General features: G+C 72.5%; 27 protein-coding genes. 15 read left to right on the plus strand and 12 right to left on the minus strand.

Annotated elements, in window-relative coordinates:
* Positions 1–3: 3 nt before the first annotated feature.
* The 9 genes from ABZ621_RS07040 to ABZ621_RS07080 all read left to right on the plus strand — a co-directional run bounded on the left by ABZ621_RS07040 (position 4) and on the right by ABZ621_RS07080 (position 10646).
* A complete protein-coding gene (locus ABZ621_RS07040) occupies positions 4–897 on the plus strand; it encodes an N-acetylneuraminate synthase family protein (RefSeq protein ID WP_360601495.1) in 894 nt (297 codons plus the stop codon).
* Positions 894–2030, plus strand: coding sequence for a hypothetical protein (locus ABZ621_RS07045; protein ID WP_360601497.1), 1137 nt, complete (start codon positions 894–896; stop codon positions 2028–2030). Before ABZ621_RS07040 ends, ABZ621_RS07045 begins: the two co-directional genes overlap by 4 nt.
* A 116-nt stretch (positions 2031–2146) precedes the next feature.
* On the plus strand, positions 2147–3367 hold the full coding sequence (locus ABZ621_RS07050; protein ID WP_360601499.1) for an amidohydrolase: 1221 nt from the start codon (positions 2147–2149) through the stop codon (positions 3365–3367).
* Positions 3368–3608: 241 nt separating this feature from the next.
* On the plus strand, positions 3609–4661 hold the full coding sequence (locus ABZ621_RS07055; protein WP_360601501.1) for a BMP family ABC transporter substrate-binding protein: 1053 nt from the start codon (positions 3609–3611) through the stop codon (positions 4659–4661).
* A 192-nt stretch (positions 4662–4853) separates the two neighbouring features.
* Positions 4854–6509 carry an ABC transporter ATP-binding protein gene (locus ABZ621_RS07060; RefSeq protein ID WP_360601609.1) on the plus strand — a complete coding sequence of 552 codons (1656 nt, stop codon included), beginning with the start codon at positions 4854–4856 and terminating at the stop codon, positions 6507–6509.
* Positions 6506–7624 (plus strand): ABC transporter permease, encoded by a 1119-nt coding sequence (locus ABZ621_RS07065; RefSeq protein ID WP_360601503.1) that lies wholly within the window; start codon positions 6506–6508, stop codon positions 7622–7624. The genes ABZ621_RS07060 and ABZ621_RS07065 overlap by 4 nt, the downstream gene beginning before the upstream one ends.
* Complete coding sequence (locus ABZ621_RS07070; RefSeq protein ID WP_360601505.1) at positions 7621–8883, plus strand: ABC transporter permease; 1263 nt, start codon at positions 7621–7623, stop codon at positions 8881–8883. Before ABZ621_RS07065 ends, ABZ621_RS07070 begins: the two co-directional genes overlap by 4 nt.
* The gene (locus ABZ621_RS07075; RefSeq protein WP_360601507.1) at positions 8880–9284 is read left to right on the plus strand and encodes a cytidine deaminase; all 405 of its coding nucleotides are present in this window, start codon (positions 8880–8882) and stop codon (positions 9282–9284) included. The genes ABZ621_RS07070 and ABZ621_RS07075 overlap by 4 nt, the downstream gene beginning before the upstream one ends.
* An 84-nt stretch (positions 9285–9368) precedes the next feature.
* Positions 9369–10646 (plus strand): thymidine phosphorylase, encoded by a 1278-nt coding sequence (locus tag ABZ621_RS07080; RefSeq protein WP_360601509.1) that lies wholly within the window; start codon positions 9369–9371, stop codon positions 10644–10646.
* 63 nt (positions 10647–10709) lie between these two features.
* On the opposite strand, the gene ABZ621_RS07085 is transcribed toward ABZ621_RS07080, so the two are convergent.
* The gene (locus tag ABZ621_RS07085; protein WP_360601510.1) at positions 10710–11360 is read right to left on the minus strand and encodes an HAD family hydrolase; all 651 of its coding nucleotides are present in this window, start codon (positions 11358–11360) and stop codon (positions 10710–10712) included.
* 53 nt (positions 11361–11413) lie between these two features.
* Here ABZ621_RS07085 and ABZ621_RS07090 point away from each other — a divergent pair, with 53 nt between their 5' ends.
* Positions 11414–11680, plus strand: coding sequence for an STAS domain-containing protein (locus tag ABZ621_RS07090; RefSeq protein ID WP_360601511.1), 267 nt, complete (start codon positions 11414–11416; stop codon positions 11678–11680).
* Here the strand turns inward: ABZ621_RS07090 and ABZ621_RS07095 are convergent, their stop codons facing one another.
* From ABZ621_RS07095 to ABZ621_RS07105, 3 genes are all read right to left on the minus strand, one after another.
* Complete coding sequence (locus tag ABZ621_RS07095; protein ID WP_360601513.1) at positions 11681–12652, minus strand: sigma-70 family RNA polymerase sigma factor; 972 nt, start codon at positions 12650–12652, stop codon at positions 11681–11683. It lies immediately after the preceding gene.
* 81 nt (positions 12653–12733) lie between these two features.
* Positions 12734–13441, minus strand: a complete 708-nt coding sequence (locus ABZ621_RS07100) for a L,D-transpeptidase (RefSeq protein WP_360601515.1) — start codon at positions 13439–13441, stop codon at positions 12734–12736.
* Between the two features lie 101 nt (positions 13442–13542).
* Complete coding sequence (locus ABZ621_RS07105) at positions 13543–14817, minus strand: MFS transporter (protein ID WP_360601517.1); 1275 nt, start codon at positions 14815–14817, stop codon at positions 13543–13545.
* Positions 14818–14879: 62 nt separating this feature from the next.
* On the opposite strand from ABZ621_RS07105, the gene ABZ621_RS07110 reads away from it, so the two are divergent.
* A complete protein-coding gene (locus ABZ621_RS07110; protein WP_360601519.1) occupies positions 14880–15860 on the plus strand; it encodes a LysR family transcriptional regulator in 981 nt (326 codons plus the stop codon).
* On the opposite strand, the gene ABZ621_RS07115 is transcribed toward ABZ621_RS07110, so the two are convergent.
* Positions 15857–16636: an alpha/beta hydrolase gene (locus ABZ621_RS07115; protein WP_360601521.1), complete on the minus strand. Its 780-nt coding sequence runs from the start codon at positions 16634–16636 to the stop codon at positions 15857–15859. The genes ABZ621_RS07110 and ABZ621_RS07115 overlap by 4 nt on opposite strands.
* Before the next feature lie 88 nt (positions 16637–16724).
* Positions 16725–17576 carry a GNAT family N-acetyltransferase gene (locus tag ABZ621_RS07120; RefSeq protein ID WP_360601523.1) on the minus strand — a complete coding sequence of 284 codons (852 nt, stop codon included), beginning with the start codon at positions 17574–17576 and terminating at the stop codon, positions 16725–16727.
* Positions 17577–17681: 105 nt separating this feature from the next.
* On the opposite strand from ABZ621_RS07120, the gene ABZ621_RS07125 reads away from it, so the two are divergent.
* Together ABZ621_RS07125 and ABZ621_RS07130 are read left to right on the plus strand one after the other, a co-directional pair.
* A complete protein-coding gene (locus ABZ621_RS07125) occupies positions 17682–18836 on the plus strand; it encodes an adenosine deaminase (RefSeq protein ID WP_360601525.1) in 1155 nt (384 codons plus the stop codon).
* A 185-nt stretch (positions 18837–19021) separates the two neighbouring features.
* Positions 19022–19396: a hypothetical protein gene (locus ABZ621_RS07130; protein ID WP_360601527.1), complete on the plus strand. Its 375-nt coding sequence runs from the start codon at positions 19022–19024 to the stop codon at positions 19394–19396.
* 82 nt (positions 19397–19478) lie between these two features.
* Here ABZ621_RS07130 and ABZ621_RS07135 read toward each other — a convergent pair whose 3' ends face one another.
* The 5 genes from ABZ621_RS07135 to afsQ1 form a co-directional block, all read right to left on the minus strand.
* Positions 19479–19682 carry a PspC domain-containing protein gene (locus ABZ621_RS07135; protein WP_360601528.1) on the minus strand — a complete coding sequence of 68 codons (204 nt, stop codon included), beginning with the start codon at positions 19680–19682 and terminating at the stop codon, positions 19479–19481.
* A 90-nt stretch (positions 19683–19772) separates the two neighbouring features.
* Positions 19773–20333 (minus strand): VanZ family protein, encoded by a 561-nt coding sequence (locus ABZ621_RS07140; protein ID WP_360601530.1) that lies wholly within the window; start codon positions 20331–20333, stop codon positions 19773–19775.
* Positions 20334–20372: 39 nt separating this feature from the next.
* Positions 20373–20975, minus strand: a complete 603-nt coding sequence (locus ABZ621_RS07145) for a hypothetical protein (protein WP_360601532.1) — start codon at positions 20973–20975, stop codon at positions 20373–20375.
* Positions 20972–22510, minus strand: coding sequence for a HAMP domain-containing sensor histidine kinase (locus ABZ621_RS07150; RefSeq protein ID WP_360601534.1), 1539 nt, complete (start codon positions 22508–22510; stop codon positions 20972–20974). The genes ABZ621_RS07145 and ABZ621_RS07150 overlap by 4 nt, the downstream gene beginning before the upstream one ends.
* The gene (gene afsQ1 / locus ABZ621_RS07155) at positions 22507–23184 is read right to left on the minus strand and encodes a two-component system response regulator AfsQ1 (protein ID WP_346768298.1); all 678 of its coding nucleotides are present in this window, start codon (positions 23182–23184) and stop codon (positions 22507–22509) included. Before afsQ1 ends, ABZ621_RS07150 begins: the two co-directional genes overlap by 4 nt.
* Before the next feature lie 172 nt (positions 23185–23356).
* Between afsQ1 and ABZ621_RS07160 the strand changes: the two genes are divergently transcribed.
* Positions 23357–24076: a SigE family RNA polymerase sigma factor gene (locus tag ABZ621_RS07160; RefSeq protein ID WP_360601536.1), complete on the plus strand. Its 720-nt coding sequence runs from the start codon at positions 23357–23359 to the stop codon at positions 24074–24076.
* Between the two features lie 118 nt (positions 24077–24194).
* Here ABZ621_RS07160 and ABZ621_RS07165 read toward each other — a convergent pair whose 3' ends face one another.
* The gene (locus ABZ621_RS07165) at positions 24195–24896 is read right to left on the minus strand and encodes an ATP-binding protein (protein WP_360601538.1); all 702 of its coding nucleotides are present in this window, start codon (positions 24894–24896) and stop codon (positions 24195–24197) included.
* Between the two features lie 52 nt (positions 24897–24948).
* Between ABZ621_RS07165 and ABZ621_RS07170 the strand changes: the two genes are divergently transcribed.
* Entirely contained in the window at positions 24949–25353 is a 405-nt protein-coding gene (locus ABZ621_RS07170; protein ID WP_360601540.1) for a hypothetical protein, read from the plus strand.
* Positions 25354–25406 lie beyond the last annotated feature (53 nt).

The raw sequence follows: 25406 nt of genomic DNA on the forward strand, positions 1-25406 counted from the left end.
ACCATGAACTCCCGTCTGCGCACCCTCGGCTCGAAGACCGCCGGCCCGGGTCAGCCCGTGTACATCACCGGCGAGATCGGCATCAACCACAACGGCGACCTCGAGAACGCCTTCAAGCTGATCGACGTGGCCGCCGAGGCCGGCTGTGACGCCGTCAAGTTCCAGAAGCGCACCCCGGAGATCTGCACCCCGCGCGACCAGTGGGACATCGAGCGCGACACCCCCTGGGGCCGGATGACGTACATCGACTACCGCCACCGCGTGGAGTTCGGCGAGGACGAGTACCGCCAGATCGACGAGCACTGCAGGAAGCGCGGCATCGACTGGTTCGCCTCCCCGTGGGACACCGAGGCCGTCGCCTTCCTGGAGAAGTTCGACGTCCCCGCCCACAAGGTCGCCTCCGCCTCCCTCACCGACGACGAGCTGCTGCGCGAGCTGCGCGCCACCGGCCGCACCGTCATCCTCTCCACCGGCATGTCGACGCCGAAGCAGATCCGCCACGCCGTCGAGGTCCTGGGCAGCGACAACATCCTGCTCTGCCACGCCACCTCCACCTACCCGGCCAAGGCCGAGGAGCTGAACCTGCGCGTCATCCAGACGCTGCAGGAGGAGTACCCGAACGTCCCGATCGGCTACTCCGGCCACGAGACCGGCCTCCAGACCACCCTCGCCGCCGTCGCCCTCGGCGCCACCTTCGTCGAGCGCCACATCACCCTCGACCGCGCCATGTGGGGCTCGGACCAGGCCGCCTCCGTCGAGCCGCAGGGCCTGGAGCGCCTCGTCCGCGACATCCGCACCATCGAGACCGCCCTCGGCGACGGCGTGAAGAAGGTGTACGAGTCGGAGCTCGGCCCGATGAAGAAGCTCCGCCGCGTCCTGGAGCCCGTCTCCGCATGACCGGCCGCCTGGCGTTCGTCGAGAGCCCCGTCCAGCTCCTGAACGTCCTGGAGTGGGCGCACGCGCGCGGCCGGGGTCACGCCCCGGCCGCCGCCCCCGCGCCCGCTCCTTCCCCGGCGCCGGGCACCGTCCCGGCGCCGGAACCCGGCACCCCCGACGACCTCAGGATCGTCGTCCTCTCGCCGAACGACCCGATGTCGCGCGGCCAGCTGCGCCGGATGGCCCAGCTCGCCCGGGACGAGGGCTTCGAGGTGCACTGGCAGGAGGCGCGGGCCGGCCGCGGCGCGCTGGTGCGCACCCTGCGGGAGCTCGGCGGGCCGCTGCGCGCCGCCGAGCGGGTGGTCGTCGGCGATCCCTTCTCCCGCTACGTCCAGCTGCTGCTGACGCTCTTCGGGCCGCGGCACGTCACCGTCGTCGACGACGGCACCGCGACCATGGAGTTCGCCGCCCAGCTCGCGGGCGGGGAGCGGCTGGTCCGCTGGCACCGCAAGGGCGACCTGGGGCCGCGCGAGCTGCTGCTCGCCCCGGTCACCTCGCTGGCCCGGCGCCGGCTCGCCCCGGGCCCCGGCAGGACCGTCGAGATCTTCACCTCGCTGCCCGTGCAGGCGCCGCCCGGCACCGAGGTCACCGAGAACGCCTACGCGTGGACGCGGGAGCGGTTCGGCCCGCCGCCGCTCACCGGCGGCGCCGATCTCGTGGGCACCTCGCTCGTCGAGACCGGGGTGATCGACGCGGACCACTATCTGCGGGTCGTCGGGCAGCTCGCCCGCGCCCACGGCGCCACCCGCTACTTCGCGCACCGCCGCGAGAGCCCGGAGAAGCTGCACCGGATCGCGGTCGAGGCCGGGCTCCAGGTGGTCCGTCCCGAGCTGCCGCTGGAGCTGATCGCCCGGCGCGGCCCGATCGGCGCCACCATCGTCAGCTTCCCGTCCACCGTCGTGCACACCCTGCCGCTCGCCCTGGCGGGCACCGGGGTGAAGGTCGCGGTCTGCGAGATCGCGCCCGAGTGGCTGAAGGCCACCGCCTCGCCGCGCGCGCAGGGCTTCCTGGCGGGCGTCGCCGGTACGGCGTCGGGGGCGGACCGGCTCACTCCGCGGAACGCTTCCGCGGTCGACCGGCTCGAATTCGGGTGACCATACCCATACGGAGTGTGTCCCATGCGCGGTAAACCGAGATTCTTTACCCTAACGGGCTGAACTTTTCGTGATCGACAGGCAGTTGATCACCGGATGGGCCTACGCTTCAAAGGGTGAACCAGTTGAAGTCCCGTGAGCCCGGATCCGTCACCCTGCCCGGAACGCTGTCCTCCTCCCTGCGCGGCGAACTCATCGCCTTCCGCAGGGACTTGCACATGCACCCCGAGCTCGGCAACCAGGAGTTCCGTACCACCGCCGCGCTCAAGGCCCGCCTGGAGGCGGCCGGCCTGGCGCCGCGCGTCCTCCCGGGCGGCACGGGACTCATGTGTGACATCGGCACCTGGGACGGCGGGCGCCCCATGCTCGCCGTCCGCGCCGACCTCGACGCCCTGCCGATCCCGGACGCCAAGACCGTCGCGTACCGCTCCACCGTGCCCAACCGCGCCCACGCCTGCGGCCACGACGTGCACACCACCACCGTCCTCGGCGCCGGGCTCGTCCTCGCCGAGCTGGCGCGCGAGGGCCGGCTGCCGCGCCCGGTGCGGCTGATCTTCCAGCCCGCCGAGGAGGTGCTGCCCGGCGGCGCGGCCGACGCGGTCGCGGCCGGCGTCCTCGACGGCGTCGGCCGGATCATCGCCGTCCACTGCGACCCGAAGGTCGACGTCGGGAAGATCGGCATCCGCACCGGCCCCATCACCTCGGCCTGCGACCGTCTGGAGATCACCCTCGACGGCCCCGGCGGCCACACCGCCCGCCCGCACCTCACCACCGACCTGGTCACGGCCGCCGCCCGGATCGCCACCGACGTGCCCGCCGTCCTCGCCCGCCGGGTCGACGCCCGCTCCGGCCTCTCGGTCACCTGGGGCCGGATCGAGGCCGGCCACGCGCCCAACGTCATCCCGCAGCACGCCGAACTCTCCGGCACCGTCCGCTGCCTCGACCTGCCCGCCTGGCACGACGCGCCCGACCTGGTGCACGCCGCCGTCGACGAGGTCGCGGCCCTGCACCGGGCCAAGTCCACCGTGAACTACGTCCGCGGCGTCCCCCCGGTCGTCAACGACCCGGTGATCGTGGAGCTGCTCCGGGACGCCATGACCGCCCGCCGCGGCCTCGACTCGGTCGAGGACACCGAGCAGAGCCTCGGCGGCGAGGACTTCTCCTGGTACCTGGAGCACGTGCCCGGCGCGATGGCCCGGCTCGGCGTCCGCACCCCCGGCGACCCCCGCGTCCGCGACCTGCACGCGGGCGACTTCGACGTCGACGAGCGGTGCGTCCAGACCGCCGTGGAGCTCTTCACCGCCGCCGCCCTGATCGACGCCGACGGCGCGCGCTGAATCCGGCCGGGACCTGTGCCGCCCCCTCCCGCCAGGCGAGGGGGCGGCACCCCCATCTCGGCTGATGACACGGGGTTGCGCCTTGATCGCGAAGTGTGCACGGGTACTGTGACCCGTGGGTTCGCGTCGATACGGTAACGACTCATGAACGGGTCTTTAACTGACATCTACGCGCGTTACGATCGCCGCAAAGCCAGCGCCGGAAGAGGCGCTTTCGGTCAGTCTTGAAGGGACCCTCCTCTTGCGCCGGATCACCAGGATCACCACCGTGGGCATCGCCTCCGCGGCGCTCGCGCTTTCCGTCACCGCCTGTGGCAAGTCCTCTTCCGAGGGCGGCTCCGGCTCCGACTCGGAGACGGCCAAGGCCGCCATCGCGTACGACATCGGCGGCCGCGGCGACCAGTCCTTCAACGACGCCGCCTACGCGGGTCTGAAGAAGGCCGAGGACGACCTGGGCGTCAAGGGCGCCGAGGCCGAGCCGTCGTCCGGCGAGAGCGACGCCGACAAGGTGCAGCGCCTCACCTCGCTGGCCCGCGCCGGCAACAACCCGGTCATCGGTGTCGGCTTCGCCTACGCCCCGGCCATCAAGAAGGTCGCCGCGCAGTTCCCGAAGACCACCTTCGGCATCATCGACGACACCTCGGTGACCGGCGCGAACGTCGCCAACCTCGTCTTCAACGAGGAGCAGGGCTCCTACCTGGCCGGCGTCGCCGCCGCCAAGGCGTCCAAGACCGGCACGGTCGGCTTCATCGGCGGTGTCGAGGTCCCGCTGATCAAGAAGTTCGAGGCGGGCTACGTCCAGGGCGTCAAGGACACCAACCCCAAGGCGAAGGTGCTCACCCAGTACCTGACCCAGCCGCCGAACTTCGACGGCTTCGCCAAGCCCGACCTCGGCAAGGCCGCCGCCCAGGGCCAGCTCGACAAGGGCGCCGACGTGGTCTACGCCGCCGCCGGTCTCGCCGGCTCCGGCGCGATCGAGGCCGCCTCCAAGGCCGGCAAGTGGTCCATCGGCGTCGACTCCGACCAGTACAACCAGGCCGGTCTCGCCGCGTACAAGGACTCGATCCTGACCTCGGTCACCAAGGACGTCTCCGACTCCGTCTACAACCTGATCAAGTCGGTCAAGGACGGCAAGCCGCAGACCGGTGAGGTCCGCTACGGCCTCGCCACCGACGGTGTCGGCCTCGCCGACTCGAACCCGAAGTACAAGGAGATGACGGACCTCATCGCCGCGGTCAACAAGGCGAAGCAGGACATCATCGACGGCAAGATCACGGTCAAGACCGCCCCGTAAGGCGCGCGGCTCCAGACCAGTTGCCCGCGGGCCCGGCCCCGGTGGGACTCCCACCAGGACCGGGCCCCGGGCCCATTCCCGTACGGGTTTTCACTTTTCGGCAGCGCTACGCGTGTAGATGTCGCACCGGCACGATAACTTCGCCCCGCCCTGCCCTCCGCTCCCACTCCTTTCGGCCAAGGAGAGTGCGTCATCAACGCGTCCAGCCCCCCTGCCGTGGAACTCCACGGCATCACCAAGCGCTTCCCCGGCGTCGTCGCCAACAAGGACATCGCGATCACCGTCCGCAAGGGCACGGTCCATGCTCTGATCGGCGAGAACGGCGCCGGCAAGTCGACCCTCATGAAGATCCTCTACGGCATGCAGAAGCCGGACGAGGGCACCATCGCCATCGACGGGGAGCAGGTCACCTTCTCCAGCCCCGGTGACGCCATCGCGCGCGGCATCGGCATGGTGCACCAGCACTTCATGCTCGCCGACAACCTCACCGTCCTGGAGAACGTCGTCCTCGGCGGCGAGAAGCTGTACGGGATCGGCGCCAAGGCCCGCAGGAAGATCCAGGAGATCTCCGACGCGTACGGCCTCGGCGTCCGCCCCGACGCCCTCGTCGAGGACCTCGGCGTCGCCGACCGGCAGCGCGTCGAGATCCTCAAGGTGCTCTACCGCGGCGCCAAGATCCTCATCCTCGACGAGCCGACCGCCGTGCTCGTCCCGCAGGAGGTCGACGCGCTCTTCGACAACCTGCGCGAGCTCAAGGCCGAGGGCCTCACCGTCATCTTCATCTCGCACAAGCTGGGCGAGGTCCTGAAGGTCGCCGACGACATCACCGTCATCCGGCGCGGCACCACCGTCGGCACCGCCGACCCCAGGACCGCCACCACCAAGCAGCTCGCCGAGCTGATGGTCGGCAGCGAGCTGCCCTCCCCGGAGACCCGCGAGTCGACCGTCACCGACGTCGCCATGCTCCAGGTGAAGGGGCTGACCCTCCTGGAGGGCGGCACCACCGGCGCCCCGCTGACCACCGCCGCCCCGGCCGACCCGGCCGCCGCCGTGACGGTGCACGAGGAGGTCGCGGTCGGCCGCAAGCTCCTCGACGACGTCTCGCTCACCATCCACAAGGGCGAGATCCTCGGCATCGCGGGCGTGGAGGGCAACGGCCAGACCGAGCTGATCGAGGCCCTGATGGGCCTGCGCTCGCCCGACGCCGGCGCCATCAGCCTGGACGGCGCGGACATCTCGGCGCTCCCGGTGCGCAAGCGCCGCGAGGGCGGCATCGGCTACATCCCCGAGGACCGCCACCGCCACGGCCTGCTCCTGGAGGCCCCGCTCTGGGAGAACCGGATCCTCGGCCACGTCACCGAGGCGCCCAACTCCAAGCGCGGCATCCTCGACCCGAAGGCCGCCCGCCAGGACACCGAGCGGATCGTCCGCGAGTACGACGTCCGCACCCCGGGCATCGACGTGACCGCGGCCTCCCTCTCCGGCGGCAACCAGCAGAAGCTGATCGTCGGCCGCGAGATGAGCCACAACCCCAAGTTCCTGATCGCCGCCCACCCCACCCGCGGTGTGGACGTCGGCGCGCAGGCGCAGATCTGGGACGCGATCCGCGACGCCCGCCGCGAGGGCCTGGCCGTCCTGCTGATCTCGGCCGACCTCGACGAGCTGATCGGCCTCTCCGACACCCTCCGGGTCATGTACCGCGGCAAGCTCGTCGCGGACGCGGACCCCGCCACCATCACGCCCGAGCAGCTGGGCTCCGCCATGACCGGCGCGGCCAGCGGCCACCTCGAAGGCGGCGAAGAGCAGCCCGAGCAGTCCGAGCAGTCCGAAGACGGTGACGCCCGATGATGAAGATCGACAAGGACAAGCTGATCATCGGGGCCGCCGGCCCGGTGCTCGCGCTCGTCTCCTCGTTCGTGCTCACCATGCTGGTGCTGCTCGCGACGGGTCTCGACCCGATCGAGCCGATCCAGCTGATGATCGAGAACGCCGGCTACTCGGACATCCAGGTCCTGATCGTCAACCAGACGGGGATCTACTACCTGGCAGCCCTGGCCGTCGCCATCGGCTTCCGGATGAACCTCTTCAACATCGGCGTCGACGGCCAGTACCGCCTCGCCGCGATGGTCTCGGCCGTGGTCGGCGCCGCGGTCGAGCTGCCCGGCCCGCTGCACATCCTGCTGATCGTGGTCGTCGCGATCCTCACCGGTGCCTTCTGGGCCGGCATCGCCGGCATCCTGAAGACCACCCGCGGCGTCTCCGAGGTCGTCTCGACGATCATGCTGAACGCCATCGCGACCTCCCTGATCGCCTGGCTGATCCTGCCGGACAACTTCGGCGTCCAGCCGGAGGGCTCCAACGACCTCACCACCGGTGAGATCGCCGAGTCCGGCTGGTTCCCCGGCATCGACATGGGCCAGGGCAACGGCGTGATCTACGGCTTCACCTTCGTCGCCCTCGCCCTCGGCGTCGTCTACTGGTTCGTCCTCAACCGCACCCGCTTCGGCTTCGACCTGCGCGCCACCGGCGAGAGCGAGTCGGCGGCCCAGGCCAGCGGCGTCGACGCCAAGCGGATGATCCTCACCTCGATGCTCATCTCGGGCGGGCTCGCCGGCCTCTCCGGCATGCCGACGCTGCTCGGCGACACCCACACGTACAGCCTCTCCTTCCCGGTCGGCGTCGGCTTCACCGCGATCACGATCGCGCTGCTCGGCCGCAACCACCCGGTCGGCATCCTCTTCGCGGCCCTGCTCTTCGCGTTCCTCGACAAGGCGTCCTCGAACCTGGACGTCTCGGGCTACCCGAAGGAGATCACGCAGATCATGCAGGGCATCATCGTGATCGCCGTGGTCGTCTCCTACGAACTCGTCCGCCGTTACGGCACCCGCCGCCAGCAGCAGAAGGTCGGCGAGGAGCTCGCCGCCGGTGGTGCCCTCAAGACCGACAAGGAGGTCTCGGCATGAGCACCGCCACCGCCGCCAAGCCGAGCGCCGCACCGAAGAAGACCGGGCGCCGCAAGCTCACCTGGCCGTGGATCCTGCTGATCGTCGCGGCCGGCCTCGTCCTCTTCTCGCTCGTCCGCGTCATCTCCGGCGCCGACGACCTGACCTCCGTCGGCCAGGTCTCCGGCGCGCTCCAGCTCGCCGTCCCGATCGGCCTCGCCGGCCTCGGCGGCCTGTGGTCCGAGCGCGCGGGCGTCGTCAACATCGGCCTCGAAGGCATGATGATCCTCGGCACCTGGTTCGGTGCCTGGGCCGGCTACCAGTGGGGCCCCTGGGTGGGCGTCCTCTTCGGCCTGATCGGCGGCGCCATCGGCGGTCTGCTGCACGCGATCATCACGGTCACCTTCAACGTGAACCACATCGTCTCCGGTGTGGCGATCAACATCCTCGCGGCCGGCTTCACGATGTACCTGTCGAACTTCACGTTCGGCGAGGCCGAGGGCGGCTCCTCCAAGCAGTCCCCGCGCATCGACCAGATCACCCAGATCACCATCCCGGGGTTGTCGGACTGGCTCCAGGACCTCCAGCAGAAGCACTGGTTCCTGATCTCCGACATCGCCGGCATCCTCGGCGGCCTGGTCACCAACCTGTCGCTGCTCACCGTCGTCGCGATCCTGCTGATCCCGGCCACCTGGTGGCTGCTGTGGCGCACGGCCTTCGGCCTGCGGCTCCGCTCCTGCGGTGAGAACCCGGTCGCCGCCGAGTCCCTCGGCGTCAACGTCTACAAGTACAAGTACATCGCGGTCACCGCCTCCGGCGCCCTCGCCGGCCTCGGCGGCGCCTTCCTCGCGATCGTCGCCACCGGCATCTACCAGGAGGGCCAGACCGGCGGCCGCGGTTACATCGGCCTCGCCGCGATGATCTTCGGCAACTGGATGCCCGGCGGCATGGCGCTCGGCGCCGGCCTCTTCGGCTTCACCGACAGCCTCAAGCTGCGCGGCGGCGCCGAGAACGTCCACGCGCTGCTGCTGCTCGTCGCCCTGCTCCTGGTGCTCGCCGCCGCCTGGCAGCTGTACAAGAAGAGGTACGTGCCCGCCGTGATCTCCGCGGTCTTCGCGGTCGGCTTCTTCCTCTGGTACGCCCTCACCGACGAGGTCCCGAGCCAGTTCGTCGACGCCGCCCCGTACGTCACCACCCTGCTCGTGCTCGCCCTGTCGGCACAGCGGCTGAGGATGCCCAAGGCGGACGGCCTGCCCTACCGGAAGGGCCAGGGCAAGTGACGACGCCCGCCGACGGGCCCGACTGGGAGGCCCTGCGGACGGAGGCCCGGGCCGCGATGGCCCGCGCCTACGCCCCGTACTCGGGCTACCCGGTCGGCGCGGCCGCCCGCGTCGACGACGGCCGGACGGTCTCCGGCTGCAACGTCGAGAACGCCTCCTTCGGGCTCGGCCTCTGCGCCGAGTGCGGCCTGGTCTCGCAGCTCCAGGCCACCGGCGGCGGCCGGCTCACCCACTTCGTGTGCGTGGACGGCCGGGGCGAGCCGCTGGTCCCCTGCGGCCGGTGCCGGCAGCTCCTGTACGAGTTCGGCGGCGCCGAGCTCGTCCTGGAGACGCCCGCCGGGTTCCTCACCCTGGCGGAGATGCTGCCGCAGGCGTTCGGCCCCGATCACCTCGCCAAGTAGCACACCGGAGCGGCCCTTCCGGCACGATGGAAGGGCCGCTCCTTCCGTTCCCCCCTCTATGCGCGTAGAAAGAGGCACCACGACATGGACGTCATCTCCGTCATCCGCACCAAGCGGGACAAGGGCGAGCTGAGCCCGGAGCAGATCGACTGGGTCATCGACGCCTACACCCGCGGCGCGGTCGCCGACGAGCAGATGTCCGCCCTGGCGATGGCGATCCTGCTCAACGGCATGAACCGCGACGAGATCGCCCGCTGGACGGCGGCCATGATCGCCTCCGGCGAGCGCATGAACTTCGACGCGCTCTCCCGCCCGACCGCCGACAAGCACTCCACCGGCGGCGTCGGCGACAAGATCACCCTCCCGCTCGCCCCGCTCGTCGCCGCCTGCGGCGCGGCCGTCCCGCAGCTCTCCGGCCGCGGCCTCGGCCACACCGGCGGCACCCTCGACAAGCTGGAGTCCATCCCCGGCTGGCGCGCCCTGCTCTCCAACGAGGAGATGCTGCACGTCCTCGACACCACCGGCGCGGTCATCTGCGCGGCCGGCGACGGCCTGGCCCCCGCGGACAAGAAGCTGTACGCGCTCCGCGACGTGACCGGCACCGTCGAGGCGATCCCGCTCATCGCCTCCTCGATCATGTCGAAGAAGATCGCCGAGGGCACCGGCTCCCTCGTCCTCGACGTCAAGGTCGGCACCGGCGCCTTCATGAAGACCATCGAGGACGCCCGCGAGCTGGCCTCCACCATGGTCGCGCTCGGCACCGACAGCGGCGTGAAGACGGTCGCGCTCCTCACCGACATGTCGACCCCGCTCGGCCTGACGGCCGGCAACGCCCTGGAGGTCCGCGAGTCCGTCGAGGTCCTCGCGGGCGGCGGCCCGAAGGACGTCGTCGACCTGACGGTCGCCCTCGCCGCCGAGATGCTCGCCGCGGCCGGCATCAAGGACGCCGACCCGGCGAAGGCCCTCAAGGACGGCTCGGCGATGGACGTCTGGCGCCGGATGATCGCGGCGCAGGGCGGCGACCCGGACGCGACCCTCCCGGTCGCCCGCGAGCAGCACGTCGTCACGGCCCCCGCCTCCGGCGTCCTGACCCGCCTCGACGCGTACGACATCGGCATCGCCGCCTGGCGCCTCGGCGCCGGCCGCGCCCGCAAGGAGGACCCGGTGCAGGCCGGCGCGGGCGTCGAGCTGCACGCCAAGCCGGGTGACACGGTGACGGCGGGCCAGCCCCTGCTGACCCTCCACACGGACACCCCGGAGAAGTTCGACTACGCCCTGAAGTCCCTGGACGCCGCCTGGGACATCGCCCCCGAGGGCACCGCCTTCACCCCGAGCCCGATCGTCCTGGACCGCATCGCGTAACGGCTGGCCGCGACGCGTACGGGCCCGGCGCACCCCGCGCCGGGCCCGTACGCGTTCCCGTCCTCAGCCGGCCAGCAGCCCCGTCAGCTCCCGCATGTCCGTGAAGACGACCGTGCCGGGGCCCTCCAGGCGGTGGGCCGGGGTCAGGCCGCCCGTGTAGCCGTACGCGCGCATGCCGGCCGCGCGCGCCGCCCGGACGCCGTACGGGCTGTCCTCCACCACCGCGCACCGCTCCGGCGGGACGCCCATCGTGGCGGCGGCGTGCAGGAAGAGGTCCGGGGCGGGCTTGCCGCGGGCGACGTCGCGGGCGCTGAAGATCCGGCCCTCGAAGCGGTCGAGCAGGCCGGTGCGGGTGAGGTTGCGGCGGATCTCGGGGTGGCTGCCGTTGGAGGCCAGGCAGTACGGGACCGCCAGCGCGTCCAGCGCCTCCGTGACGCCCTCGACCGCCGTCAGCTCGGCGTCGAGCACCGTCTCGTAGCGGACGCGGTACGGCTCCTGCCAGCCCGGCTCCAGCGGGCGGCCCCGGCGCTCCTCCACGAGGGCCGTCCAGATTTCGTGCGGGGAGCCGACGAAGTGCTCCACCAGCTCCGCCTCGGAGAACTCGGCCCCCAGCTCGGCGAAGACCTCACGGTCCACCCGGCAGTAGAGCCGCTCGCTGTCCACCAGAACGCCGTCACAGTCGAAGATCACCAGTTCGACGGGGTGAGAAGTCATGATCACGAGCCTCTCACGCGATGAGTTCCGGCGTCCCGCCCGGTCACCATGGCGTGGACACCAGTCAGCCGCTCGTCGTGACCCTGCCCGCCGCGCCCACCCGCGAGGAGGTCGCCCGGCTCTGCGCGGGGCTCGCCGCCGCGCCGCCGGGGGAGGTGCGGTGCCTGGTCGACGCCGAGGCGTACGGCCTCGCGGCCGTCGACGCCCTGGCCCGCCTCGCGCTCACCGCCCGCCGCCACGGCCACCGGCTGACCTTCGACGGAGCGGGGCCCGAGCTCACCGCCCTGCTCCGTCTCACCGGCCTCGACGAGGTCCTCTAGCTACGCCTCCAGGCGCTCCGGCAGGTCGAAGAGCGGGAACCAGCGCGGGGTGTCCAGGAAGAAGTCCATCCCGGCCACCTTGCCGTCCCGCAGCTCCAGGACGATCAGCGCCCACGGGCTGTAGCCGCCCTCCGGGTCCGGGTGGTAGTGCGCGAAGGCCGGGGAGCCGTTGGCGACCGTCGGCACCAGCTTCGAGCCGCGGCACACGTCGCCGACGCCCAGCATCCAGCCCACGATGTCGTCGTGGCCCCGGAGCCAGAGGTCGAACGGCGGCATGGTCATGGTCGCGTCCTCGTGGAGGAGCGCGGTCAGGGCCTGCATGTCGTAGCCCTCGAACGCCGCCACGTACCGCTCCAGGAGCGCCTGCTGCTCCTCGTCGAGCGGGTTCGCCGCGTCGGACTCGGCGGGGGCCTGCTCGGCGATGGTGGCCCGGGCCCGCTGGAGCGCGCTGTTCACCGAGGCGACCGAGGTGTCGAGCAGTTCGGCGACCTCGGCGGCCTTCCACGCGAGGACCTCGCGCAGGATCAGGACGGCCCGCTGCTTCGGCGCCAGGTGCTGGAGCGCGGCGACGAACGCGAGCCGCACGGTCTCCCGGTGCAGCGCCGCCTCCGCCGGGTCGCCGGCGGCCGGCAGCACGCGGCCGTCCGGGACCGGCTCCAGCCAGGTGATCTCCGGCTGCTTCACGAGCTGCGCCTGCGCGACCGGCGTCGGCCCGGACAGGTCCATGGGCCGGGCCCGCTTGTTGCCCGCGCTGAGCGCGTCGAGGCAGACGTTGGTGGCGATCCGGTAGAGCCAGGACCGCAGCGACGACCGCCCCTCGAAGGAGTCGAGCGCCTTCCACGCCCGCACCATCGTGTCCTGCACCGCGTCCTCCGCCTCGAAGGAGGAGCCCAGCATCCGGTAGCAGTAACCGGTCAGCTCGCGCCGGTACTTGTCGAGTTCATCGGTCGTCACCACGGCGGTCTCGCCCATCGCGTCCCCACTCACCCCTCACCGGCGCCGGGGTTCGGCACCGGTGAGAGCGAAGCTACCGCAGCGCGCCGACAGCCGGGGTCAGGTTCCCGGCTTGCGGCCGTAGACGTAGACGTCGTCGCCGTTGCGCAGGAGGTTCCAGTACGCCTTGGCGTCGGCCGAGCGCATGTTGACGCAGCCGCCCGAACCGGGCGGGTTCCACATGGACTTGGTCGTCGAGTGGAAGGCCTGCCCGCCGTCGAAGAACTGCGAGTACGGCATGGAGACGTGGTAGATCGTCGACCAGTGGTTGATGTTCCGCCAGTAGATCTTCTTCAGGCCGGTACGGGTCTCGGTGCCGTCCTTGCCGGTGCGCACCGGCACCGGGCCGTACTTCAGGCGGGAGCCGTCCTGGATCCAGCTGAGCTGGCGGGTGAGGTCCACACAGGCGATCCGGCCCTTGTTGGTCGGGCACTTGCGGTCCTTGTTCGGGTTGGTCCCGGCCGCCTTCTGCTGGATCATCGTGTTCATGGTGCGCCAGGTCAGCGGGCCGGCGTACCCCATGGTCGGGGTGATGCCGTGCTTGCGCTGGAAGTCCTGGATGGCCTTGCAGTCGGCGGACGACTGGCGCCCGTCGACGGTGCGGCCGAGGAACTTCTCGACCTGCTTCTGGTACGGCCCCGTCGTCACGTTGCACGACGCGGCCTGGGCCGGCGAGGCGCCCAGCACGAGGGCGGCGGGCACGAGCAGCGAGGTGAGGCCGGCGGCTATGCCGGCTCTCTTCCCCGCCCGGTGCGCGAATCGGTTCATGATCGTCAACTCCCCCTAGAGTCCTGAAATATGGGACGAGCGGGGGAGCGGACCGGTTGCACCGAGGCCGGACCCGTGACCGTACGGTCACACGGGCGCGCTCAGGCCGTCACCGGACGGATCCGACGGGCCTCGACGCGCGCGCTGTGCGAGCCGTACAGGGTGATCGAGACGACGCCGAGCACCGCCACCAGACCGATGGCCACGGTCCCGGCCCAGCCGCCCGCGTGGAAGGCGATCGCGCCGAGCGTGCCGCCCGCGCTGGAGCCCAGGTAGTACGCGGACTGGTAGAGCGCCGAGGCCTGCGTGCGGCCTGTCTTCGCCGTCCGGCTCACCGAGGAGGACGCCACCGCGTGGCCCGCGAAGAAACCGGCCGTGATGAGGACCAGGCCCGCGAGGACCGCCGTGAGGGAGTCGGAGAGCGAGAGCAGCAGGCCCGCCGCGGTCGTGGAGACCGCCAGGTACAGCGCCCCGCGCCGGCCGAGCCGGCCGACCAGCTTCCCGGCCGCCGCCGAGGAGACCGTGCCCACCAGGTAGACCAGGAAGATCGAGCCGATCACGCCCTGCGGCAGCGAGAACGGCGCCTCCGCGAGCCGGTAGCCGATCACCGTGTACACCGCGCCGAAGACCGTCATGAACAGCGCGCCGATCCCGTACAGACGCATCAGGAGCGGGTCCGCCAGGTGGCCCTTCACCGTGGCCGCGAGCGCCTTCGGGTTCAGGGTGCCCGGGGTGAAGTGGCGGGCCTTCGGCAGCAGCGCCCGGAAGGCGAGCACGCACAGCAGCGAGGTCAGGCCCACCGCGGCGAGTCCGGCCCGCCAGCCCCACAGCTGGGCGATCCAGCCGGTGACGATCCGGCCGCTCATGCCGCCGATCGAGTTGCCCGCGACGAAGAGGCCGATGGCGCCGATCAGCGCCCGGGGCCGCACCTCCTCGGCCAGGTACGCCATCGCCGAGGCCGGCAGTCCGGCCAGCGCCGCGCCCTGCAGCGCCCGCAGCGCGATCAGCACCTCCAGGTTCGGCGCGAGGGGCACCAGGAGCGCCACGCCGACCGCGACCGTCAGGGAGGCGGTCATCATCGTGCGCCGGCCGAAGCGCTCCGACAGCGCGCTGAGCGGCAGCACGCACAGGGCGAGCGCGCCGGTCGCGGCGGAGACGGTCCAGGAGGCGGCCGAGGCGGTCGCGCCGAACTCGGCGGAGATCGCCGGGAGGAGGGCCTGGGTGGAGTAGAGGAGCGCGAAGGCGGCGAGTCCGGCGGCGAAGAGCGCGAGGCTCATCCGGCGGTGGCCGGGGGCGCCGGGGGCGAGGCGGGTGTCGGCTGCGGTGTCGGCGGACGCGGGGGTGGCGGCGTCCGCCTTGGTACTGGCGGAAGGCATGCCACGAACGTAGGACGCTCCGTTTCATGCGTCCAATGCATGGATCTGCTGTAATCGTTCCCGTGGCGCATGAGTACAGGTCACAGCCGTGGCTGTCACCGAACAGTAACGAAGAAGACATGGGGCCGGTACTGGCTCCGCGGCTCGCGTACTTCGCCGCGGTCGCCCGGCACGAGCACGTGACCCGGGCCGCGGCCGAGCTGGGCGTGCCCCAGTCGACGCTGTCGCGGGCGATGGTCCGGCTCGAAGCGGACCTGGGCGTCGCGCTGTTCGCCCGGCGCGGCCGGACCGTGGCGCTGACCCCGGCCGGCCGCCGCTTCCTCACCGCCGCCGAGCGGGCCCTCGCCGAGGTCGAGCGGGCCGCCGACACCGTACGGGCCGACGCCGACCCCGCCGCGGGGCGGGTCGCCTTCGGCTTCCTCCACACCATGGGCTCGGAGACCGTCCCGGCGCTGATCCGGGCCTTCCGGGTGGACCACCCCCGGGTCCGCTTCACCCTCGTCCAGAACTACGGCGAGGCGATGATCGAACGGCTCCGCGCCGGCGAGCTCGACCTCTGTCTGACCTCGCCGGTGCCGGACGCCCCCGACCTGGTCGGCCGCCGGCTCGACGAGCAGCGGCTGCGGCTCGTCGTCCCCGACGACCACCGGCTCGCCGGCCGCCGCCGGATCCGGCTCGCCGAGGCCGCCGAGGAGACCTTCGTGACCCTCGAACCCGGCTACGGGCTCCGCCGCATCACCGACGACCTGTGCGCGGAGGCCGGCTTCACGCCCCGCGTCGCCTTCGAGGGCGAGGAGGCCGAGACCCTGCGCGGCCTGGTCGCCGCGGGGCTCGGGGTGGCGCTCCTGCCGCCGCCGGCCGTGGCCCGCCCCGGCGTCGTCGAACTGACCGTGACCGCGCCGCGCGCGGTCCGCGAGGTCGGGGTGGCCTGGCTGGACGGCCACCCGGACACGCCCCCGGTGGCCGCCTTCAAGAAGTTCCTCCTGAGCCGCCGGGGCCACCTCCTCCCGAAGGGGTCCCAGCCACCGCCGGAGGACCCCTAGGCCCGGCGTGAGCCGGACCTGAAGCCGGCCGCCAGCGGCATCCGGAGGCCGATCGGTGGCGGGGCCGCCATCGCGTCCGTCAGCGGCCGGGCGACCGGGCGGGCGAAGAGCGCGCCGAGGACGAAGTCGGCGGCGAGCGCCCGCACCTCGTCGGCGTACTGGCGCAGCCCGTGCCCGTCCGTGTGCACCTCGAAGCGGCAGGTCTCGCGGTTCGCCTTCTTGGCGCGGGCCGCGAAGCGGAAGGACAGTTCGGGGTCGGTGCGGGCGTCGTTCGTGCCGTGCACGATGAGCACCCGCCGCCCCACCAGCTGCCGCACGGGCTCGGGTTCGGCGGCCACGTCGTCCTCGGGAAGCCAGGGGGCGAGCGCCAGGACCGCGCCGACCGCCGGGTGCCCGGCCGCCCGCAGCGCCGCCCGGGCGCCCATGCCGTGGCCGATCAGGCAGACCGGGACGTCGCCGTAGCGGCGTACCGCCTCGGCGACCGCCCAGGAGGCGTCCACCGCGAGCTCGGCGTCCGTGCCGTTCCAGCCCCGCCCCCGGTAGCGCACCACCTGCGGGACCAGTCCCTCCGGCCGTCCCGCGCGGGCGAGTTCACGCCCGAGCGGCAGCACGGCCGCGTGCGCCCGGGCCGACGCCCGGCGGCCCGAGACCGGGTCGCCGTCCGGGAGGAGCAGCGCCACGCCCCCCACCGCCGCCGCGGACCGAGAAACCCCGACAGGCCGACCGAGCCGGGGTCTCCGGCCGTCGGCAGTCCCCACGAGTGCGTACTGCGCCATGACAGAACAGTCTCAGAAGCGGAGGTGTACGGCAGTCGTACGCGCGGTCTCTGTTACGTATCGTCCCCGGGGCGAACTTCCCTCCGGTCTATGCCCGTTCGAAGCAGTGCACGGAACCGACGGGGACGAAGCCGCGCCGCTCGTACCAGCGGCGCGGCCAGTCGTCCCCGAGCGCGGTGAGGAAGACGGTGGCGCAGCCCGCGCCGGCGGCGATGCGCAGCGCCGTGTCCAGGACGACTCCGGCATGGCCCTGCCGCAGGTGGGAGGCGGCCGTCACCAGGTCCTCGATCTGCGCCACCCCCGAGGCCGGGTCCAGGTACAGGTCGCCCCAGGAGGCCACCTCGCCCCACTCGTCGTGCGAGGCGAGGAAGCGGACGTCGGGTGCGCCCCGGAGGCGGGCGGCCCGGCGGTCGACCAGGTCCCGGATCACCTCGTCGCCCGCCTCCGGCAGGAAACGGCGCCAGCTCTCGGCGACGGGCCCCCTGAGGGCCGGCAGGTCCACCTCGCGCGCCCCGCCGAGCTCCGGCACCGGCCCTTCGTGGCGCATGAGGAGGACGGTCTCGCGGGTGTACCCGGCCCGTGCCAGCGGCTCCGCGCACGCCGCCGCGGCCGGCCCGTCGAGCACGTACACGGTCCGGTGGGGGAGGTGCGCGAGGAGTTCCTCGGCGCGGCCGGGCAGGGCCTCGGGGTCGGTCGGTCCGTCCACGAGGAGGTGGTTGTTGCCGTGGGACAGGGCGTAGGCGTCGTCGAGCGCGGCGAACCCGCCGGGGAAGTCGACGGTCCGGGCGGCCTGCCGGCGGGTGAAGGCGGACACGAAGCCGTGGATGCGCCGGAGTTCGGCGGGGTCGACGGCGGAGGGCGCGGGGTCGGCCACGGAGGGCGTGCCGGCGCCGGCGGAGGGCGCGGCGGGGTCGGCGGCCGGGCCGGACGGGGTGCTCATGCGGCCAGCGTAGGCAGCCCGCACCCGGCCGCGCACCCGAGAAAGCCGCCTCATCTCCGGCGCCGACAGGGGGCGTTCTACGCGCGTAGGGGCTAGAGTGCGGCAATGACGAGCCAGACATCCCACGTCCCCACCGCGGACCAGATCCGCCGTGCCCCGAAGGTGCTGCTCCACGACCACCTCGACGGCGGACTGCGCCCCGGCACGATCATCGAACTCGCCCGTGAGCAGGGCTATTCGAGGCTGCCCGAGACCGAACCCGACAAGCTCGGCATCTGGTTCCGCGAGGCCGCCGACTCCGGCTCCCTGGAGCGGTACCTGGAGACCTTCGCGCACACCTGCGCCGTCATGCAGACCCGCGAGGCGCTCTTCCGCGTCGCCGCCGAGTGCGCCGTGGACCTCGCCGAGGACGGCGTCGTCTACGCCGAGGTGCGGTACGCCCCCGAGCAGCACCTGGAGGCCGGCCTGACCCTGGAGGAGGTCGTCGAGGCGGTCAACGAGGGCTTCCGCGAGGGCGAGCGGCGGGCCCGCGAGTCCGGCCACCGGATCCGGGTCGGCGCCCTGCTGACCGCGATGCGGCACGCGGCCCGCGCCCTGGAGATCGCCGAGCTGGCCAACCGCTACCGGGACGACGGCGTCGTCGGCTTCGACATCGCGGGCGCCGAGGCCGGCTTCCCGCCCACCCGCCACCTCGACGCCTTCGAGTACCTCAAGCGGGAGAACAACCACTTCACCATCCACGCCGGCGAGGCCTTCGGCCTGCCCTCGATCTGGCAGGCGCTCCAGTGGTGCGGCGCCGACCGGCTCGGCCACGGCGTCCGGATCATCGACGACATCGAGGTGGGCGAGGACGGCTCGGTGCGGCTCGGCCGCCTCGCCGCGTACGTCCGCGACAAGCGGATCCCGCTGGAGATGTGCCCCACCTCCAACCTCCAGACCGGCGCCGCCGCCTCGTACGCCGAGCACCCCATCGGGCTGCTCCGCAAGCTCCACTTCCGGGCGACGGTGAACACCGACAACCGGCTCATGAGCGGCACCAGCATGAGCCGGGAATTCGAGCTCCTGGTCGACGCATTCGAGTACACGCTCGACGATATCCAGTGGTTCACGGTCAATGCGATGAAATCAGCGTTCATTCCTTTCGATGAACGACTGGCCATGATCAACGACGTGATCAAGCCCGGATATGCCGAACTGAAATCCGAGTGGCTTTTCCGTCAGACCGCCACGACCAGCGGTTCTTCCGGCCAGGAGGGCTGAGAAAGGCGTGGGGGAGGGGCCGGAGGCCGCCGGGGAGCACGACACCCGGCGGCTTTCCGGTGTTTGCGGAGCGGGGGCGGGGCGGTTAGTTTGCGGAGCTGCTCTGCATGTCCGGATTCCCCTGTTCCGGATTTGTTCTCCTGATGGCCCGAAGCTCAGCCCTCCAAGCCAAGGATGATTTTCAGATGAAGCAGTCTGCCGCCAAGAAGCTCGGTGTCGCCGCCCTCGGTGCCGCTTTCGCCGCTGCCGCCGCCGGCACGGCCTCCGCGGCCCCGCTGGACGGCGTGGACGCCCTGTCCACCGTGGGCCAGGTCGCCCCGCTGGGCAGCGGTCTCACCCAGCTCCCCGACGGCGCCGGAGAGTCCCTCGCCGCCGGTCAGGGCGCCCTCGGCCAGGGCCTCGACCAGGGTGTGAAGACCCTCCCCGAGGCGGCCGGCCAGGCCACCCAGAACCTGCCGACCGACGCCGCCACCGGCGCCCTCGGCGCCACCCCGCTCGGCGCTGTCACCGGCCTCCTCGGCGGCCTCCCGCTCGGCGCCGGCGGCCTGCCGATCGGCTGACCCGCACCACCCCACGCCGAAGGGGCGCGCACCCGGTCCATCCGGGTCCGCGCCCCTTCGGCGTACGGCGGGGTCGTGACGGCTACCAGGCCGCCGCCTTCGTCCGCGACTCGCTCGGCAGCAGCAGCCAGAGCGCCAGGTAGAGGAGGAACTGCGGGCCGGGCAGCAGGCACGAGGCCAGGAAGATCACCCGCATCGTCAGGGCGGAGGTGCCGAAGCGCCGGGCGAGCGCCGCGCACACCCCGCCGATCATCCGGCCTTCACGCGGGCGGACAAGTGCGGCCATGGTGGGCTCCTTCGTCGGATCCGGGCGGCCGCTCCGACGGGCCTCCCGATGACTCCATGGTGCCGCCCGGGCCCGCCCTTCGACGTCGGTCTACCGGGCGATCGGAACCCTGGGAATCCTCGGGGTGCGACCCTGAGCCCGCTCGTTCCCGGTCACGACACGCCCCTGAGGGCGCCCCTCACGGGACGCCTGACGGCGCCGCATCCGCCTCCGCGCCACCGGCACCACCAGGACGTGCGCGAGCGCCACCCCGAGGGTGTTCAGGAGCACCGAGTCCACGTCCACGACCTGCCCCGGCACCGCCGTCTGCAGCAGCTCCAGGGCCAGCGACACCAGCGCCCCCGCCGCCGTCGTCCGGATCAGCGAACCCCACCCCGAGACGTCGAGCCGCCCCTCGCACATCGGGAGCAGCACCCCCAGCGGGGCGAGCAGCAGCAGTCCCTCGGCGATCAGCCGGGCCGCCTCGGCCGGTCCAAGCGCCAGATCGGCCCGGAGCCCGGCCAGCGGCACCGTGTTCGGGGCGGTCACCCAGGCCACGTCCCGTGGGAGCAGACCGCCCCAGGCGACGAGCAGCAGATGCGCGACCAGGAGCACGGACCCGATCACGCGGACGACCACGGCGGCGTTCCCGCCCGAACCTTGACGCTGCACGCCCCCCAAGACGCCGCCCGCGCCGCGAACGGTTCCGGTTCAGCCCGCGGGCGTCGGAGCGGGCGCCGTCGGAGGGGCCGACTCCGGCCGCTCCCGCAGCTCCGTCGTACAGCGGTAGCGCTTCGGCGGGTACGCCCCCGGGCCCGCGAGGAGCACCGTGTGCCCGCCCGCGCCCGCCGAGCTCTCCGCGAAGGTGCACACCAGCTGCGACAGCGCCGCCGGCGCCAGGTCCTCCGGCTGCCGGCTCAGCCGCAGCGTCCCCTCCGGGTCGCCCGCCCGGCCGCCCGCCACCGACAGCGGAGCCCGCACCGCCGTGGTGAAACCGGCCTGCCGCTCGGCCTCCGAGGGCTCCGCGAGGAGCTGCGCGAGCAGCGCCGACGCCGTCCGCACCGGATCGCCGCTCGCCTTGTCCTCCGGCTGCGGCGACCTGCGGTCCACCGGCTCCAGCTGCGAGCCGCACACCAGGAAGGCCCGCACCGGCACCCCCGTCGCGGGCGCCGCCGCCTCCGCCACGTTGCACGGCACCCGGGACGGGGCAGCGCCCGCGTCCACCGGCACCGAGGTCGTCCGGATCCCGCACCCCGTGACCGGCAGCGCCAGCAGCGCGAGCGCCACCGTCGTCAGCGCCGTACGCGCCCTCACTCGTCCACTCCTTCGCCCGGCCGGGGCCCGGTGTCTCCCGTGCGGTCGGCCGCCGACGCGTCCCGGGGCAGCCGCAGGGTGAACACCGCGCCGTCCACGGCGCCGTCCGCGCCCACCGAGTTGGCGGCGGAGATCGTTCCACCGTGGATGAGCGCGTTCTCCATGGCGATCGACAGGCCGAGACCGGAGCCGTCCGACCGGGGGCGCTGGGCGCTCGCCTTGTAGAAGCGGTCGAAGACGTGCGGCAGCACCTCCTCGGGGATGCCGGGCCCGTGGTCGCGCACCGCGATGACCAGCTCGTGGTCGTCGGTGCGCACCGACACCCGCACCGGCGATCCGCCGTGCTTCAGCGCGTTGCCGATCAGGTTCGCCAGGATCACGTCCAGGCGCCGAGGGTCGAGCGGCACCACGATGCCGCGCTCCGCGTCGAGGTCCACCGCGTCCAGCCAGGCCCGCGCGTCGATGCACGCGGTGATCTGGTCGGCGATGTCCACGTCGTCCAGGACGAGCCGGGCGGTGCCCGCGTCGAAGCGGGTCACCTCCATCAGGTTCTCCACCAGGTCGTTGAGCCGCCGGGTCTCGGACACCACGAGCGCCACCGCCGGGGCGATCATCGGGTCCAGGGAGTCCTGCTCGTCCTCCAGGACCTCCGTCACCGCCGTCAGTGCGGTCAGCGGGGTCCGCAGCTCGTGCGACATGTCGGCGACGAACCGCCGGGAGGACTCCTCCCGGGCGCTCATGTCCGCCACCTTCTTCTGCAGGTTCTCCGCGGCGCTGTTGAACGTCCGCGACAGATCGGACAGTTCGTCCGCGCCGGAGACCCGCAGCCGGGTGTCCAGCTTGCCCTCGCCGAGCTGCCGGGCCGCCTCGCCCAGCCTGCGCACCGGCCGCAGCACGGTCGTCGCCGCCACCTGCGCGAGCAGCACCGAACCGATCACCGCGAGCCCGGTCGCGATCCCCAGCGACCACGCGAGCGAATTGAGGTCCGCCTTCTCCGCCGCCAGCGACTTGAACATGTAACCGGCGGGCCCGCCGCCGTCGATCCGCGTCCCGCCCACGAGGTACGGCGTCCCGCCGCGCTCGATCCGCTGCCAGAACAGGTGGTACGGATACGGGTTCGCGTCCGTCACCGGGCGCCGGGTGTCCACCGCCTCCCGCAGCGACACCGGCACGTCGGCCAGCGTGAACACGTCCGGGTCCGAGGCCGCCACGATCGGCTTGCCCACGGCCCGCTCACCGAGCAGCAGCACCTGGTAGCCGGCGCTGCCCGCCGTCATCTCCTCGGCCGTGCGCCGCAGATCCTCCTGGGTCGGCCGCAGCGGCAGCGTCGCCACCCGGTTCTGCATCTCCTGCCGGAAGCCGTTCAGCGCGCTGTCCTGGGTGCGCCCGAGGACCGCCTCCCGGTTCAGCCAGTACGCGATGCCCGAAGCCGACACCGCCGCCGTCAGCGCCACGAGCGCGAACACCACGACGAGGCGCAGGCGCAGGCTGGACAGCCGCAGCCGCGCGAAGACCCCCCTGTTCCCCCCGGTCACGCAGGGACGTCCAGCCGGTAACCGACACCCCGCACGGTACGGATCAGGGTCGGCGAGGACGGCACGTCCTCCACCTTCGCCCGCAGCCGCTGCACACAAGCGTCCACCAGGCGCGAGTCGCCCAGGTAGTCGTGCTCCCACACGAGGCGCAGCAACTGCTGCCGGGACAGCGCCTGTCCGGGCCGCCGGCTCAGTTCGAGCAGCAGCCGCAGCTCGGTCGGGGTCAGTTGCAGGTCCTGGCCGTTCTTCGTCACCGTCATCGCGGCCCGGTCGATGACCAGCGACCCGAAGCTCGCCGAATCCGTCGACTCCCGCTCGCCGCGCCGCAGCACCGCCCGGATCCGGGCGTCGAGGACCCGTCCCTGCACCGGCTTCACCACGTAGTCGTCGGCGCCGGACTCCAGGCCCACGACGACGTCGATGTCATCGCTGCGCGCGGTGAGCAGGATGATCGGCAGCTGGTCGGTGCGGCGGATGCGCCGGCACACCTCGAAGCCGTCGATGCCGGGCAGCATGACGTCGAGCACCACCAGGTCGGGGCGCTGCTCCTTGAGCAACTGCAGGCCGTCCTCGCCCGACGCGGCGGTGGCCACCCGGTGGCCCTGCCGGGACAGGGAGAGTTCGAGGGCCGTGCGGATGGCGTCGTCGTCCTCGATCAGCAACAGAAAAGGCACGGACGTCATTCTGGCTCATGAGCCGTCCGAGTTCGACCGCCCGGAGGCGCGCTTCCGCGACGGCCCCTGTGACACGTCTGTGACAGTCGGCGGACAACGCCATGAAGTCCGCCGGGCAAGCTTCTTGGCACACGGACCGAAACACAGACTCCGACCGACAGGGGGGCGCGAGATGAACGCACTGCACAGCACCACCTCCAGCGCAGTCGTCACGCGGCTCCACGACGTCGTGCGGAGCACCGAGAAGTCCGGGGGTGTGAGCGGACGGGGGTGCGTTCGTACCGTCGGGCGTCAGCGCAAGGCGCCGTACATGGTCGCCATCGCTGACGGGGGAGCGGCGTACGGGGAGGCCACGGGGGAGCGTTCCGGGTCGGAGGCCGAGTTCACGGCCTACGTCCAGGAGCGCCGGGCCTCCCTGTACGCCACCGCCTACCACCTGACCGGTGACCGTTTCGAGGCCGAGGACCTGCTCCAGAGCGCGCTGTTCTCCACGTACCGCGCCTGGGACCGGATCAGCGACAAGGCGGCCGTCGGCGGCTATCTGCGCCGCACGATGACCAACCTGCACATCAGCGCCTGGCGCCGGCGCAAGGTCAACGAGTACCCGACCGAGGAGCTGCCGGAGACGGTCGGCGAGACGGACGCGATGCGCGGCACCGAGCTGCGCGCGGTGCTGTGGCAGGCGCTGGCCCGGCTGCCCGAGCTCCAGCGGACCATGCTGGTGCTGCGCTACTACGAGGGCCGGACCGATCCGGAGATCGCGGAGATCCTGGACATCAGTGTCGGCACGGTGAAGTCGAGCATCTGGCGGTCGCTGCGGCGGCTGCGCGAGGACGAGGTGCTGAGCTTCGGCCGTGACCAGGAGGAGTCCTTCGGCGAGCTGGTCGCCTGAGGATCGGGGGGACACGGGGGAAGCACGGGGGAGGTCCCACGGGGGAAACGGGGCCTGAGGAAAGAAGCGAAGCGGGTCGTACGAGTCCGGGGGGTCTCGTGCGGCCCGCTTCGTCGTGTCACCCGGCGCTGTTCGCCGGGGTCCGGTGACGGCCGGCCGCGGCGGCGGCGAGGCGGCCGAGGGCCTCCGGCTTGGCGCACGGGTGGGCGCCCAGCGCGGCCTGGCGGGCCACGATGGCCCGCTCGGCGCGCATCAGGCGCCAGCCGCGGCGCAGCAGCATCGGGACCGACTTCCGGCCCTCCCGCAGATCGCGCAGGAGACGGCGGCGGAAGGTGGTGGACGGGCGGCCGCGCAGGCAGAGCGCGTCGGCGAGCACGTCGAGCTCCCGGCAGCGGGTCACGATCTCGGCGGCGAAGATGCCCTCGGCGACGAAGAGCGGGGTCCGCCCGATGTCGAGGCGGTCGCTGCCGGTGCGGGAGCTGCTGGCGATGTCGTACACCGGGACGTCGGTGCGGCCCGTGCGGCACAGCTCGACGATCGCGTCGACGGCGGTGTCCGCGTCCCAGGAGCGCGGGGAGTCCCAGTCGACGTCACCGCTGCCTTCGACGAGCGGGAGCGACGGGTCGCCGGCTTCCTTGTAGAAGTCGTCGAGGCGCAGGACCGGGAGGCCGGTGACGGCGGCGAGGGACGACTTGCCGGAGCCGGAGGGGCCCGCGAGCAGGACGACCCGGGTCGGGATCGGTAGGGAACTCACGGAACACCAGTGTGAGGCATTACCCCGTCCAGGGGACCACCGAGGAGGGCCGTTGGTATCGAGCATCACACCTCCACTACTGTCGGTGGCCGCCCGCTCACCCCCTGGAAGGACCCTCATGGCGCGTCACGCAGAGCCGAAGGACCCCCGTCGCGGTCTCCTGTTCAAGGCAGGCCTCGGCGTCACCGCGGCCGGCGCCGCCGTGTTCGGGGCGGCCGCCGCCGCCCAGGCCGCGCCGGTCCCCGCCGTGCCGCTGCCGGTGGACTCGCTGACCCGCACGGACGCCGGCGCGGCCGGCGCGGGCGCGCTGACCGGCGTCACCCACGGGATCGGCCCGCTGACCCGGCTCCAGCTGGACCCGCTGGCCAACACCGGCGTCGACCCGCTCGCCAACGGCATCGGCACCCAGGTCGCCGACTTCAAGCCGGTCGGCACCAACCTGGTCACCGACCACGTCACCCAGGGCGGCGCGGTCGCGGACCTGCCGGTCGCCGGCCCGCTGACGCAGAAGCTGCTGCCGTAGCGCGGGCATGCCGGACGGCCCCCGGGCAGTGCTGCTGCCCGGGGGCCGTGCCG

It is taken from the genome of Streptomyces sp. NPDC007863 (assembly GCF_040633895.1).
Lineage (GTDB): Bacteria > Actinomycetota > Actinomycetes > Streptomycetales > Streptomycetaceae > Streptomyces.